Here is a 14135-nt window from a genome sequence, read left to right as displayed (position 1 = left end):
GAGGCGGTCCGCACCGAGTTCGGCCATCACGTCACCGGTGCGGTAGTAACCGTCGGGATCGAAGGCGTTGGCGGTGACGTCGGGCCGCTTGAAGTACCCCGGTGTTGCCGTCTGGGACTTCACCAGCAACTCACCGCGCGGATACGGCTTGTCCGTAAGGAAATAACCCAACTCGGGAACATCGACGAGCTTGTAGTCGATCACCGGAGGCCGGCTGATCAGGCCGTCCTTGGTGACCATCCCGACCTCGGTAAGGCCATAGCCGTCCTGCACGTGCACGTCCAGACTCGTCTCGACGAAGCTCTTCATCTCGGCGGCCAGGGGCGCCGTCCCACAGAAGGAGGTGACGATGCGCCCACCGAGCACCCGCTCGCGCAGCTCGGCCTGGGCTTGCATTTGCGCGATCTGGGGTTCGGCGCCCTGCGAAATCAGTCGGTCGACCGCACTCTGGTAGCGCTGGTGGAGCATCTCGGCAACGCGGGGTACCAGACCCAGTTCGGTGGGACGCACCAGGCTCCAGTCCTCGAACAAGGTGGACAGATCACTTTCCGGCACAAAGTAACTCGTGCCGCCCGCCTGGAACGCCGACGACAGCGACAGCCGCCCGCCCAGGTGATTCAGTGGCATGAAGTTGACGTTGAAGACCGAGACGTCGTCGTAGTTGGGCATCAGCTCGGTGGTCCACAGTTTGGTGAGCATGCGCTCGGTGTACATGGCGCCCTTGGGCAACCCGGTGCTACCGGAGGTGTACAGGATCATGGCCAACCGCTGATCGGTGTCGCCGGTGAATATCGGCTCGGCCGGCAACGCCCGGCCGTGGTCGATCACGTCGCCGAGCGTCTCGACGGCTATCGCCATGCCAGCGGAGGAGAGCTTCGCCCGCGCGCGCTCCAGCGCCTCCCGCTGATCGTCCACTTCCGGTTGGTAGTCGAACACGACCAGGCGCCGCACCGAGGTGCTGCCGAGGGCCGCTTCGACGGCGAGGTCGACATATGCCGCGCCCGCGGCGAGTACCCGCGGCTCGACCTCGGCGATGATCGGCTGCAACCGCGAGGCCGGTGCGTTGTGCTGCAACGGGACGGCTACCAGCCCGAGATATGCGCATACCAGGTCAACGGTCAAATACTCGGGGCTCGCGAAGCCGACGGTCGCGACGAAATCGCCTGGCGCCACGGGGTTGAGCGCGTCCCGTCGCCACGCGGCGGCGATGGCGCGCACGTTGTCCCACAGGTCGCGGTAGCTGATGGTGTCGAATCGGGGCTGCAGTTGCGCGGTGGTGCGCCCGGTCGCGGGGTCCGTTGTCAGAGTGCGTGCGCGCCAACCCAGCGCGGGTCGATCCGCGTAGGCCCGCGTCATCGTCTCGAGCACCTGGGGAAGCCGAAGGTCCGGTTGGCGCGCGGCCGCGCGGGCTGTGCCGTCTGGTGTCGCGCTGCGGTACTGGCTGTCGTGGGCCTGCAATTGTTGGATGCGTTGGGCGACTTCGTGGTGCGCGTCGACGGTCATGGTAAGCCTTTCCGCCTGGATAACCTTCTAGCGCAAACTCGCCGGGCCGCGCGGGTCTTCCTTTACGCCGGTGTGACCGCTGCCACAATCGTGGCCGCGCAAGGGACAGTCAGGCAATCACCTGGATCGGGTCGCCCACGCTGACCGTGTCGAAATACCACGCGGCGTTGTCCGGGCTCAGGTTGATGCACCCGTGGCTGACGTTGGAGTTGCCCTGCGACGCGACCGACCATGGCGCCGAATGCACATAGACGCCGCCCCATGTGACGCGGACCGCGTTCTGCACGGTCAGCCTGTACCCCTCGGGGGAACTCAGCGGGATACCGATGGTCCGGGAGTCCATCACGACGCTGCGGTCCTTTTCCAGCGCGGTGAAGTCACCGGTGGGCGTCGGGCGGCTGGGCTTGCCCATCGACGCCGGCATGGTGCGCAGCACTTCACCGTTTCTGCTGACGGTGAAGGTGTGCGCCGAGATGCTGGCAACGCCGAGCAGCGCGTCGCCGGTGTCGAAGCCCGTGGTCAGCTCCTGCACGGTCACCGAGACGTGGCTGTGGGCCGGCCAGTAATGGTTCGGAACCCACTGCACGACGTTGGGCTCGACCCAGTCGAAGTGTCCGGTCATGTTGCTCGGTGAGGTGACGCGGATGGTCCGTTCGACGGCGGGCCGGTCGGTCGCCGGAACGGGCCCGGTGAAGGTCACTACCACCGGGTGTGCCACGCCTACCACCGCGCCCGTCGCGGGCAAAACCGAGGCGAGGCCGGGTGCCGGATCGGGTGCGGGGACGGCGGCCGAGGCCAGGCTGGCCGATGCCAGCGATGCCGCACTGGCGGTGAGGCTGATCGTGACCATAACGAATAGATAACGAACAGCTCGACGCATGGCGTCCACCCTTCGAGATGGTGCGATCAACACAGCGATATTCTAGTGGCAGGCTAACCATTACGTGTCGTAGCAAACAATTTATCCCCGGCCCGCCCGCCATAATAACGGGCCGGTGCCACTTTTCTTCAAAGTTGGTCAGGTGTCGCGTCGCGGCCCTCCCACGGGGGCGCAGAATGACGATCACGGCCGTTCGATGGCGCATGTCAGAGATGCGGCCGTCGCCGTCATCGCCGAATATCGTTTGACTTACCGTGAATTGTCTTTGGCGCGGTGAGCAGGTGTGTCGGATAGCTTGCAAGACAACATCTTTCGCACCTGCCGGGGTCCTTTTGGGTGCGGCGCGGGCACCTCGGTCACGCGGCTTGGCCGGCCCCGCCGCGACGGGTTAGCCTCAGCTGCAGCGGTGCCCGAAAGCCGAGGAGGTATCGGCGCTGACGGGCGCGGGTTTGGCTACGCTCTTCGGGTTCAGGCCGGCCAGGTGCCCGCTCTCCACGCCGGCCGCCGGGTCGAGTTGACAGTCGATAACCACCGGTCCCTTTGACGCCACTGACTCGGTCAGTGCCGACGCCAGCTCCGACGGGTTCGTGACGTGATATCCCTTGCCGCCGAACGCCTCTGCGATAAGTTCGTGGCGCGCGCAGGCGTTCAGGGCGGTCGGGGCCGGGTCGGTTCCCGACGCCTTCTCGTCGCCGCGGTAGACGCCACCGTTGTTGAGGATGATGACGGTGATCGGCAGCCGATAGCGGCAGATGGTTTCGATTTCCATGCCGCTGAAGCCAAATGCGCTGTCGCCCTCGATTGCGACGACGGGCTGACCGGTCTCGACCGCGGCGGCGATGGCATAACCCAACCCGATGCCCATCACTCCCCACGTTCCGGTGTCAAGCCGATGCCGCGGCACCTCCATGCCGATGACGTTGCGCGCCAGGTCCAACGCGTTGGCGCCCTCGTTGACCACATATACTTCTGGGTTAGCTTGCAGCACAGTACGAATGGCGCCAAGCGCGTTGTAGAACCGCATCGGGCGTGGATCGTCGGCCAGGCGCTCGCGCATCTTGGCGTCGTTCGCCGCCCTGCGCTCGGCCAGTTCGCCGGCCCACTTTTTCGGCGCCGCGATCGGCCGCTTCGCGACGCCATCCAGCAATGCCGACATCACCGAACCGATGTCGCCGGCCAGCGGCGCCTCGATGGGTCGGTTGCTGTCGAACTCCGAAGCCTCGATGTCGACCTGGATGAACTTGGCGTCGGCCGCCCACTGCGGTGACTCGCCGTGGCCGAGCAGCCAGTTCAGTCGGGCACCGACCAGCAGGACTGCGTCCGCGCGCGAGATTGCCAGGGAGCGCGCGGCGGCGACGCACTGCGGGTGGGTGTCCGGCAGCAGCCCCTTGGCCATCGACATCGGCAGGAACGGGATCCCGGTGGTCTCCACGAAGTCCCGAATCACATTGTCGGCCTGGGCATACGCCGCGCCCTTACCCAGCACGATCAGCGGTTGCCGCGCCTGGCCGAGCACGTCGAGTGCGCGCGCGACCGCCTCGGGAGCCGGCAGTTGGCGCGGCGCCGGGTCGACCACCCGCCAGATTGTGGCCGCGGCGGCCGAGGCCTCCAATGCCTGCCCCAGCACCTCGCCGGGGATGTCGAGGTAGACCCCGCCCGGCCTGCCCGAGATCGCGGTGCGAAGGGCCCGCGCGACGCCGCGACCGATGTCCTTGACCCGGCCGATCCGGTACGCCTCCTTCGCGAAAGGTTTTGCGGCGCTGAGCTGGTCGAGATCCTGGTAGTCGCCGCGCTGCAAATCCACCAGCGCCCGATTGCTGGAACCCGAGATCTGGATCATCGGAAAGCAGTTGGCGGTGGCGTTGGCCAGCGCCGGCAGGCCGTTGAGGAAGCCGGGCCCGGATGTCGTCAGGCACACGCCGGGTCGGCGGGTGAGGAATCCCGCCGCGGCCGCGGCATTGCCCGCGGACGCCTCCTGCCGGAAGCCGATGTAGCGAATTCCGGACGCCTGGGCCGTGCGGGCGAGGTCGGTGATCGGGATGCCCACGATGCCATAGATGGTGTCGATATCGTTGGCCTTCAGGGCCTGTACGACGAGGTGAAAGCCATCGGTCAGCGGTGTTGTCATGCGGCGAACTCCTGGTGCGACTAGCTGGCGGCTTGCTCCCGTCATACCGTGCCTGGTCGTGGCGCCGATGTCCAAGATCGACTTGCTATGCAGCGATTGACGCTGTCTATCGAACGCCGCTGGATCGTTGATAGTCACCGGTTATGGACTGTTAGCGGATCGGTATTGGACGATTGGCAACCCGGTGCGGCATGGTGCGAATAGCCGCTTTACCGATATGAGGCCGAGGGAGCACGGGCGATGTCTGAACAACTCACCAGCAGTGCAGCCGAACTGCCGGGCGGCGAATCGTCGGGTCCACGCATCGCTGATCTGGTCGAGGCGGCCGCGGACCGGCGTCCGGAGGCGCGAGCCCTTGTTGTCACCGCCGATCGCGTCCCGATCACCTACCGCGACCTGGTCCGGCTGGTGGACGACCTGGTGGCACAGCTGACCCGCGCGGGGCTGGCGGCCGGTGACCGGGTCGCCCTGCGCGCAAGCAGTAACGCCGAATTCGTGATCGCATTGTTGGCGGCATCGCGCGCGAATCTTGTTGTGGTCCCGTTGGATCCGGCGCTGCCCAGCAGCGATCAGCGGGTCCGCGCCGAGGCGGTGGGCGCGCGGGTGGTACTCGTCGACGGTGAGGGCCCCGGCGACAAAACCGAGACGACGATGCGGTGGTGGCCCATCGCGGTCACCGTCGACCGCGACAACGGAACGGCCGCGGTGCATCTGGACGCCTCGGTCCAACCGGGCCCGGCCGTTGCCGGGCCCGACGGGATGCGCGATGACGACGCCATGATCATGTTCACCGGCGGGACGACGGGGTTGCCGAAGATGGTGCCCTGGACGCGTGCCAACATCGCCGCCTCGGTGCGGGCCATCATCGCCGGCTACCGACTCGGCCCGCAGGATGCCACGGTCGCGGTGATGCCGCTGTACCACGGCCATGGGCTGATCGCGGCGTTGCTGGCCACGCTCGCCTCCGGAGGTGCGGTGCTGCTGCCCGCCCGCGGACGGTTCTCGGCGCATACGTTCTGGGACGACATCGACGCCGTGCGGGCCACCTGGTACACGGCGGTGCCGACCATTCACCAGATCCTGTTGGAGCGCAGCAAGATCGACCCTCCCGGGGCCAAGCGGCACGCGCTGCGCTTCATCCGCAGCTGCAGCGCGCCGCTGACTGCTGAGGCTGCTTATGCGCTGCGGGCCGAGTTCGGCGCGCCGGTGCTGTGCGCGTACGGCATGACCGAGGCCACCCACCAGATTTCCAGCACTGGCTTTGGTCACAGCGAAAGCCACACGGCCGCAGCAGGTCTCGTGGGAAACTCGACTGGGGCGGAGATCAAGATCGTCGGGTCCGACGGTCAGGCGCTACCCCCGGGCTCGGTGGGGGAAATCTGGCTGCGCGGCCGCACCGTGGTGCGCGGTTACCTTGGCGATCCGAAGATCACCGCCGCGAATTTTACCGACGGCTGGCTGCGCACGGGCGACCTGGGCGCACTGTCGCCGGCGAGCGCGCTGAGCATCCGTGGCCGGATCAAGGAACTCATCAACCGCGGCGGGGAAAAGATCTCCCCGGAGCGGGTCGAGGGCGTGCTGGCCAGTCACCCCGACGTTTTGGAGGCGGCGGTGTTCGGCGTCGCGGACCAGATCTACGGGGAGAACGTCGCAGCCGCGATCGTCGCCCGGGAGCCCACAGCACCAACCCCGGACCAGCTCACCGAGTTCTGCCGGGAGCGGCTGGCCGCCTTCGAAGTGCCCGCCAGTTTCCAGGTGGTGGACGAGTTGCCGCACACCGCGAAAGGCTCACTGGATCGCCGCGCCGTGGCGAATCAGTTCGGCGGGGCCTAATCGCAGCCCGGCGGTGGGGTCTGCGCGCACGCATGGTCAGCTGACGCTTCCCCAGGCTGCCCGCGCACCGGTTTCGCCGACGCGGTAGGTCGTCAGCAGCGTGGTCATAGCGGCGGCGATCACCAGCACCGCCACCACCACGTGCAGACCCAATTTCACTGTGCCACCGCGTGTCTGGCGAACATGGACCGCTGCGAGCAGGATGACGCTGGCCACGAGTGCCGCGACCATATAGACCAGCGTTTCACCGAGCCGCTGGTGGGTTTGGACGATAGCGGGTGCCGGGCCGATGTGAGCTGCCAACCAGTGGCCGCTGTTCTCGGTCAGCGGGGTAAGCACGAGGGTGGCCACGCCCAGCAGCAGAACCAGCCAGATCAGCCGACGTCGCGCCGCGGGCCACAGCGCGCAGACGATCGCGAGGATCGCGGTCAGCGGACCCAGGACGACGACGAAATGGTTGAGCAGTATGTGCGCAGGAAGTCCGTTGACCGTAGACATCGCTGCTTACTTTTACACAGTCGCTTTCACTCGCGCGGCGGCAGATTCCGGCATGGGTTCGTAGCGGGCGAACGAACGCGTGAACGACGCCGCCCCGTGCGCCAGCGAACGCAAGTCGATTGCGTACCTGGTGAGCTCGACCTGAGGCACCTCCGCTTTGATGACCGTGCGCTCCTGACCCGCGGTGTCGGTGCCGAGAACGCGCCCGCGACGTCCGGACAGGTCGCCCATCACCGCGCCCACGTAGTCGTCGGGCACCAGCACCGAGATCTCGTCGATCGGCTCGAGCAGCATCACCTTGGTCGCGGCGGCCGCCTCGCGCAGCGCCAGCCCGCCCGCCATCTGGAACGCGAAGTCCGACGAGTCCACGCTGTGGGCCTTGCCGTCGAAAAGGGTGACCCGCAGGTCCACCACCGGGTAACCGGCGTGCACGCCCTTTTCCATCTGCGCGCGAACGCCCTTCTCCACGCTGGGAATGAATTGCCGCGGCACCGCGCCGCCCACCACCTTGTCCACGAACTCGAACCCGGAGCCCTCGGGCAGCGGCTCGACCTCGATGTCACACACCGCGTACTGGCCGTGGCCGCCGGACTGCTTGACGTGGCGGCCATGTCCTTTTGCCTTACCCGCGAGTGTTTCCCGCAGCGGAACACGTAGTTCGACCGTGTCCACAGTGACGCCGTACCGGTTGGCCAGCGCGTCGAGCACGACGCCCGCGTGGGCTTCGCCCATGCACCACAGCACGACCTGATGCGTCTCCTGGTTCTGCTCGATGCGCAGCGTCGGATCCTCGGCAGCCAGCCGGCCCAACCCGACCGAGAGCTTGTCTTCGTCGGTCTTGGCATGGGCCTGGATGGCGACCGGCAACAGCGGTTCAGGCATTGTCCAGGGCCTCAGTACCAGGGGCTCGGCCTTGTCCGACAGCGTGTCGCCGGTCTCGGCGCGGCTCAGCTTGCCGATTGCGCAGATGTCACCCGCCACCACGGTCGACGCCGGCCGCTGCTGCTTGCCGAGCGGGAACGACAAGACTCCGATGCGCTCGTCCTCGTCGTGATCCGCGTGCGTGTTGCCACCCCCGCCCCCGTTGGGCTCCCCGAAAAACGATGAGAAATGGCCCGACACATGGACCGTCGCGTCGGGCCTGATCGTTCCGGAAAACACCCGGACCAGACTGACCCTGCCGACATACGGGTCGGACGCTGTCTTCACCACCTCGGCAAGCAGCGGCGCGTCATTGGCGCAAGTCAGGGTGGCGTGCGGGGCGCCCTGCGGCGTAAAGACTTCCGGCAGTGGGTGTTCCAGCGGAGACGGGAATCCACGGGTCGCGACCTCCAGCAATTCCAGGGTCCCGACGCCGGTGCCGCTGCACACCGGGATCACCGGGAAGAACGAACCCCGTGCGACGGCTCGCTCCAGATCCTCGATCAGCACCGACTCGTCGATCGATTCCCCACCGAGGTATCGCTCCATCAACGACTCGTCCTCGGACTCCTCGATGATCCCTTCGATCAGGGCACCGCGGGCTTCCTCGATCTGATCGGCGTTCGACGGGTCCGGCGGATGCGTGGTGCGCGTGCCGCCCGAGTACTCGTAGTGCTGCTGCGACAGTAGTCCGATCAACCCGTCACCCACCGGTAAGTAGAGGGGTAAAACCTTGTCGCCGAACGCATCCTGCGCCGCGACCAGCGCCTCCTGGTAGTTCGCCCGGGCGTGGTCCAGCTTGGTGATCACCACCGCGCGCGGCATGCCGACCTGGCTGCACTCCTGCCAGAGGGACTTGGTTGGCTCGTCGACGCCTTCGTTGGCGGCGATCACAAACAATGCGCAGTCCGCGGCGCGCAGGCCGGCGCGCAGCTCGCCGACGAAGTCGGCGTAGCCGGGCGTGTCGACGAGGTTTACCTTGATGCCGTCGTACGACAGCGAGGCCACCGCGACCCCGACCGAACGCTGCTGTCGGATCTCTGCCTCGTCGTAGTCGCACACCGTATTGCCGTCCACGATGCAACCCGCCCTGGACAACACCCCGGCTCCCACCAACAGCGCCTCGACGAGGGTGGTCTTGCCGCCCCCGGACGGCCCCACCAGAACCACGTTGCGGACGGCGGTCGGGCCGTCCGCCGTGGGAGCGGCACCCGCGCCCTGGGAAGCAGTGACTCTGTCTGCCATGACTGTCCTCCAGTTCTCCCGGGCGGCTTCGCTGGCCCCGCGAGCGGGTGGTTTTCTCCCGTGCGCAATGTGGTCTGGCCCACAGGAGGCAATTAGCAACTTTTCCCCCAACTGCCCCCCAGCACAAGGGTCGGTTGGATGTGGACGCCGCTTCAGGTCAAGCGTGCCAGCTGGACCAGTGGTGCACGGCGACAGCGATCACCGGGCCGTTCAGCGGAACCGATTGGTACTGGACGTATTTGGCGCGTAGAAGCCGGCGGCCGGTGTCGATTTCCGTGCCGTCGTCATGGATCTGGGCGTTGCCGTCGACGCGGACCCACCACAGCTGCGTCCACTCGTCGTCGTAGTGATCGACGAGCAGGCTGACGTTGGGATTGCTTTCGATGTTGGCCAGCCGGCGCAGCCGTTGCGTGGTTTTCGGCTTCGCATCGATCGCGGTGTAGACGCTGTTCCCAGCGACCGCGAAGACCACCGGCACCAGGTGCGGTGAACCGTCGGCGCTGACCGTCGCCAATCGCGCTACCGGCGACTGCGTGAAGGCGACCTTTGGGTCGAATTCGCCCACGGGGCCAGCTTAGGGCGAGCGCATCGGCCGAGTGCGTATCGCGGGCCGACAATTCCGGCGATTGGCAACGTGGACTACGGTTACGTAAACAACGTCGTACCGCTCCGGACCCGAAGGCCGGGGCAATTTTGGTTCTTTACTCCGACGCAGGAGGTACGGGATGAGCAAATCGCATCACCGGACGCTGAGGTGGCCATGGTTGGTCAGCGTGCTGACTGCGCTGAGCGTGGCCCTGGGCCCAGGCGCCATACCTGCGCACGCCGCACCTTCCGGGCCGGCGGCCCCGGGCCTCACCCGATTCGCTGACTTTCCGGCGTTCCCGCTGGACCCGGCCACGCTGGCCGCGCAGGTGGGTCCGCAGGTGGTCAACATCAACACCAACCTCGGCTACAACAACGCCATCGGAGCCGGGACCGGAATCGTGATTGATCCCAACGGCGTCGTGCTGACCAACAACCACGTCATCATGGGCGCCACCGACATCAGCGCGTTCAGCGTCGGCAGTGGCCAGACCTACGCCGTCGACATCGTCGGCTACGACCGCGTCCACGACGTCGCGGTCATCCAGCTGCGCGGCGCCGGCGGGCTGTCCGCCGCCGCGATCGGGGGCGGCGTCGGCGTCGGGGAGGGGATCGTCGCCTTCGGCAACACCGGCGGCCAGGGCGGAGCGCCCACAGCATCGCCGGGCAAAGTCGTCGCGCTCAACCAGGCCGTCCAGGCGTCCGAAGCCGTGACCGGCGCGGAGGAGACGCTGAGCGGCTTGATCCAGGTCGATGCCGCTATCAAGCCCGGCGATTCCGGCGGGCCCGTGGTCAACAACGGTGGACAGGTGGTCGGCATGACCACCGCCGCCACCGACACCTACAAGATGTCGGGTGGGACGGGTTATGCGATTCCGATCGGTCAGGCCATCGGTATCGCCGGGCAGATCCGGTCGGGTAACGGGTCGGGCACCGTGCACATCGGTCCCACCGCGTTCCTCGGCCTGGGTGTTGTGGACAACGGCGGCAGCGGTGCGCGGGTCGAACGCGTGGTGGGAAGCGGCCCGGCCGCCGCGGCCGGACTGGACGTCGGGGACGTGATCACCAAGGTCAACAACGTCAACATCACCGGGGCGACGACGATGACGGATGTGCTCACCGGGTTTCACCCGGGGGATACCGTCACGGTGATTTGGCAGTCGAAATCGGGCGGGGTCCGCAGCCAGAATGTGACGTTGGCGGACGGGCCGCCGGCCTGATAACTGCGCGGATTTTACGTGTCTGTCCCCAATTCGATTGGCGGCGGACTTGATTGGCCGCATGATTCCGTGCGGCACGCCTCGGGTACACGTGGCATCGTGGACTTGATGAACGCCGCGAGCTCGGATATTGGGGCCCTTCAGGACGATCCCGCTCACGACCCAGCCGGGGGAAGTCACGTCGAAAGGGGTGTGGTCGAGCACCCAAATGCCGCGGATTTCGGCAACGCCGCCGCACTGCCCGCCGACCCGACCTGGTTCAAGCATGCCGTCTTCTACGAGGTGCTGGTCCGGGCGTTCTACGACGCGAGCGCGGATGGTTGTGGCGACCTGCGCGGACTCATCGACCGGCTGGACTATCTGCAGTGGCTCGGCATCGATTGCATCTGGCTGCCTCCGTTCTACGACTCGCCGCTGCGAGACGGTGGATACGACATCCGGGACTTCTACAAGGTGCTGCCCGAGTTCGGCACGGTCGATGATTTCGTCAGACTCCTGGACGCGGCTCACCAACGCGGAATCCGGGTTATCACCGACCTGGTGATGAATCACACATCCGAGTCGCACCCCTGGTTTCAGGAATCGCGCAACGACCCCGACGGGCCGTACGGCGACTACTACGTGTGGAGCGATACCAGCGAGAAGTACACCGACGCCCGGATCATCTTCGTCGATAGCGAAGAGTCGAACTGGACCTTCGACCCGGTGCGTCGCCAGTTCTACTGGCACCGCTTCTTCTCCCACCAACCCGACCTGAACTACGAGAACCCTGCGGTGCAGGAAGCGATGATCGACGTGATCCGCTTCTGGCTCGGGCTGGGTATCGACGGCTTCCGCTTGGACGCGGTGCCCTACCTGTTCGAACGGGAGGGCACCAACTGCGAAAACCTGCCCGAGACGCACGCGTTCCTCAAGCGGGTCCGCAAGGTGGTCGACGACGAATTTCCCGGACGAGTGCTCCTGGCCGAAGCGAACCAGTGGCCCGACGACGTCGTGGAGTACTTCGGCGACACAACCACCGGCGGCGACGAGTGCCACATGGCGTTCCATTTCCCGCTGATGCCGCGGATCTTCATGGCCGTCCGCCGCGAGTCGCGTTTTCCGATCTCGGAGATCCTCGCGCACACACCCCCCATTCCAGACCTGGCGCAATGGGGAATCTTCCTGCGTAACCACGATGAGCTGACGCTGGAAATGGTCACCGACGACGAGCGTGACTATATGTATGCGGAGTACGCCAAAGATCCGCGGATGAAGGCGAATGTCGGCATCCGCCGCAGATTGGCGCCGCTGCTGGACAACGACCGCAACCAGATCGGGCTGTTCACGGCGCTGCTGCTCTCCCTGCCCGGTTCGCCGGTGCTCTACTACGGCGACGAGATCGGCATGGGTGACGTCATCTGGCTCGGTGACCGCGACGGCGTCCGCACCCCGATGCAGTGGACGCCGGACCGCAACGCCGGCTTCTCCACTGCCAACCCCGGCCGGCTGTATCTGCCGCCCAGCCAGGACCCGGTCTACGGCTACCAGGCCGTCAACGTCGAGGCGCAGCGTGACACCTCGACGTCGCTGCTCAACTTCACCCGCATGATGCTGTCGGTGCGCCGCCGCCACGAGGCGTTCGCCGTGGGAACGTTCCAGGAGCTGGGCGGATCCAACCCGTCGGTCCTGGCTTTCGTGCGCCAGGCCCCGAGTTCAGCCGGCTCTGATGACACGGACGGCGACACCGTCCTGTGTGTGAATAACTTGTCGCGTTTCCCGCAGCCCATCGAACTGAACCTGCAGCATTGGAGTGCGTACACGCCCGTCGAGCTGACCGGGCAGGTCAATTTCCCGAAGATCGGCCACCTCCCCTATCTGCTGACATTGCCGGGACACGGCTTCTATTGGTTCCAGTTGTGCGGATCTGACGAGGAGCGGCGCTGATGACACTGCAAGCCCAGCCGTCGGCAAAGCTGCCCTGGGCCGAGTGGCTGCCCCAGCAACGTTGGTATGCCGGGCGAAGCCGCGATCTCAAGGCCGCCGAACCGGCGTTGGTCGTGCCGCTGCGCGACAACCTCGACCTGGTGTTGGTTGACGTCGCCTATACCGACGGTTCGTCGGAGCGCTACCAGGTGATCGTGGGGTGGGACTCCGCGCCGATCTCGGAATTCAGCACGGTAGCCACCATCGGCGGCGCCGACGGTCGGACCGCGTTCGATGCGTTGTACGACACGAGCGCGCCGCAGTACCTGCTGTCGCTGATCAACGAGTCGGCCGTGCGGGACGCGGCAGGCACTGAGGTGGCGTTCACCCGCGAGCCCGACGCCGAACTGCCCCTGGACGCGTATCCCCGGGTTCTGGACGGCGAGCAGAGCAACACCAGCGTGATCTTCGATCCCCGGGCAATCCTCAAGGTGTTCCGTCGCGTCAGCAGCGGAATCAACCCCGACATCGAATTGAATCGGGCGCTGGCCCGTGCCGGCAACCCGCATGTGGCCCGCCTACTCGGCACGTACGACCTGGTCACGCCCGGCGAAGCCGAGGGACTGGCGTGTCCGCTGGGCATGGCGACCGAATATGAGGCAAACGCCGCCGAGGGCTGGGCGATGGCCACCACCAGCGTGCGCGACCTGTTCGCGGAGGGTGATCTGTATGCGCACGAGGTCGGCGGCGACTTTGCCGGCGAGTCCTACCGACTCGGCGAGGCCGTCGCCTCCGTGCACGCAACGTTGGCGGAATCCCTGGGCACGGCGGAGGCCACGTTCCCGGTAGACACCGTGCTGGCACGGCTGTCGTCGACAGCGGTCGCGGTGCCCGAACTGGGCGATTATGCCGCGACGATATCGCGGCGATTCGCCGAGCTCGCCGGCGAGCCGATCACCGTGCAGCGCGTGCATGGCGACCTGCACCTGGGCCAGGTTCTGCGGACCCCGGAGAGCTGGCTACTGATCGACTTCGAAGGCGAGCCGGGCCAGCCCCTGGACGAGCGGCGGGCGCCCGATTCAACGTTGCGCGACGTGGCCGGCGTGCTGCGATCCTTCGAATACGCAGCGTATGGACCCTTGGTAGACCAGGCCGCCGACAAACAGCTGGCCGCCCGCGCCCGGGAATGGGTGCAGCGCAATCGCGACGCGTTCTGCGACGGGTACGCGGCTGTTTCGGAAACCGACCCGCGAGATTCGGCCGTCCTGCTTGGCGCCTACGAACTCGACAAGGCCGTGTACGAGGCCGGTTACGAGGCGCGCCACCGGCCCGGTTGGTTGCCGATCCCGCTGCGGTCGATCGCCCGCCTCACTCAAGGCTGATCCCTGCGCGCGCTTGGCACTTCTGGAAGCATGTT

Annotated in this window: 10 protein-coding genes; 4 read left to right on the top strand and 6 right to left on the bottom strand. The window is 66.6% G+C overall.

From position 1 onward, the window contains the following. The 3 genes from JO236_RS10490 to oxc all read right to left on the bottom strand — a co-directional run. The coding region (locus tag JO236_RS10490) for an AMP-binding protein (RefSeq protein ID WP_293329429.1) at positions 1-1503 on the bottom strand (1503 nt) is incomplete at its 3' end. Positions 1504-1612: 109 nt separating this feature from the next. Further along, positions 1613-2383: a L,D-transpeptidase gene (locus JO236_RS10485; protein ID WP_293329428.1), complete on the bottom strand. Its 771-nt coding sequence runs from the start codon at positions 2381-2383 to the stop codon at positions 1613-1615. 394 nt (positions 2384-2777) lie between these two features. After that, positions 2778-4511, bottom strand: coding sequence for an oxalyl-CoA decarboxylase (gene oxc / locus JO236_RS10480; RefSeq protein ID WP_293329427.1), 1734 nt, complete (start codon positions 4509-4511; stop codon positions 2778-2780). Between the two features lie 240 nt (positions 4512-4751). On the opposite strand from oxc, the gene JO236_RS10475 reads away from it, so the two are divergent. After that, a complete protein-coding gene (locus JO236_RS10475; protein ID WP_293329426.1) occupies positions 4752-6344 on the top strand; it encodes a FadD7 family fatty acid--CoA ligase in 1593 nt (530 codons plus the stop codon). A 36-nt stretch (positions 6345-6380) separates the two neighbouring features. Here JO236_RS10475 and JO236_RS10470 read toward each other — a convergent pair whose 3' ends face one another. The 3 genes from JO236_RS10470 to JO236_RS10460 form a co-directional block, all read right to left on the bottom strand. After that, on the bottom strand, positions 6381-6842 hold the full coding sequence (locus JO236_RS10470; protein WP_293329425.1) for a DUF2231 domain-containing protein: 462 nt from the start codon (positions 6840-6842) through the stop codon (positions 6381-6383). A 12-nt stretch (positions 6843-6854) separates the two neighbouring features. Beyond that, a complete protein-coding gene (locus JO236_RS10465; RefSeq protein ID WP_293329424.1) occupies positions 6855-9008 on the bottom strand; it encodes an elongation factor G-like protein EF-G2 in 2154 nt (717 codons plus the stop codon). Between the two features lie 157 nt (positions 9009-9165). Then, on the bottom strand, positions 9166-9573 hold the full coding sequence (locus JO236_RS10460; RefSeq protein ID WP_293329423.1) for a TIGR03668 family PPOX class F420-dependent oxidoreductase: 408 nt from the start codon (positions 9571-9573) through the stop codon (positions 9166-9168). A 160-nt stretch (positions 9574-9733) separates the two neighbouring features. Between JO236_RS10460 and JO236_RS10455 the strand changes: the two genes are divergently transcribed. The 3 genes from JO236_RS10455 to JO236_RS10445 all read left to right on the top strand — a co-directional run bounded on the left by JO236_RS10455 (position 9734) and on the right by JO236_RS10445 (position 14100). Beyond that, positions 9734-10813: a S1C family serine protease gene (locus JO236_RS10455; RefSeq protein ID WP_293329422.1), complete on the top strand. Its 1080-nt coding sequence runs from the start codon at positions 9734-9736 to the stop codon at positions 10811-10813. Between the two features lie 108 nt (positions 10814-10921). Further along, positions 10922-12739: a maltose alpha-D-glucosyltransferase gene (gene treS / locus JO236_RS10450; protein ID WP_293329421.1), complete on the top strand. Its 1818-nt coding sequence runs from the start codon at positions 10922-10924 to the stop codon at positions 12737-12739. Beyond that, the gene (locus tag JO236_RS10445) at positions 12739-14100 is read left to right on the top strand and encodes a maltokinase N-terminal cap-like domain-containing protein (protein WP_293329420.1); all 1362 of its coding nucleotides are present in this window, start codon (positions 12739-12741) and stop codon (positions 14098-14100) included. Before treS ends, JO236_RS10445 begins: the two co-directional genes overlap by 1 nt. Positions 14101-14135 lie beyond the last annotated feature (35 nt).

This window comes from Mycobacterium sp., from assembly GCF_019247635.1.
Taxonomy (GTDB): Bacteria; Actinomycetota; Actinomycetes; order Mycobacteriales; family Mycobacteriaceae; genus Mycobacterium.
The sequence above is the reverse complement of the archived record's forward strand: the minus strand, read 5'-3'. Positions and strand labels throughout refer to the sequence as shown.

What these genes read in the sequence shown, in the direction of transcription:
- JO236_RS10485 (WP_293329428.1), bottom strand. Translation starts at nt 2,383, where the DNA reads ATGCGTCGAGCTGTTCGTTATCTATTCGTTATGGTCACGATCAGCCTC.
- oxc (WP_293329427.1), bottom strand. Translation starts at nt 4,511, where the DNA reads ATGACAACACCGCTGACCGATGGCTTTCACCTCGTCGTACAGGCCCTG.
- JO236_RS10475 (WP_293329426.1), top strand. Translation starts at nt 4,752, where the DNA reads ATGTCTGAACAACTCACCAGCAGTGCAGCCGAACTGCCGGGCGGCGAA.
- JO236_RS10470 (WP_293329425.1), bottom strand. Translation starts at nt 6,842, where the DNA reads ATGTCTACGGTCAACGGACTTCCTGCGCACATACTGCTCAACCATTTC.
- JO236_RS10465 (WP_293329424.1), bottom strand. Translation starts at nt 9,008, where the DNA reads ATGGCAGACAGAGTCACTGCTTCCCAGGGCGCGGGTGCCGCTCCCACG.
- JO236_RS10455 (WP_293329422.1), top strand. Translation starts at nt 9,734, where the DNA reads ATGAGCAAATCGCATCACCGGACGCTGAGGTGGCCATGGTTGGTCAGC.
- treS (WP_293329421.1), top strand. Translation starts at nt 10,922, where the DNA reads ATGAACGCCGCGAGCTCGGATATTGGGGCCCTTCAGGACGATCCCGCT.
- JO236_RS10445 (WP_293329420.1), top strand. Translation starts at nt 12,739, where the DNA reads ATGACACTGCAAGCCCAGCCGTCGGCAAAGCTGCCCTGGGCCGAGTGG.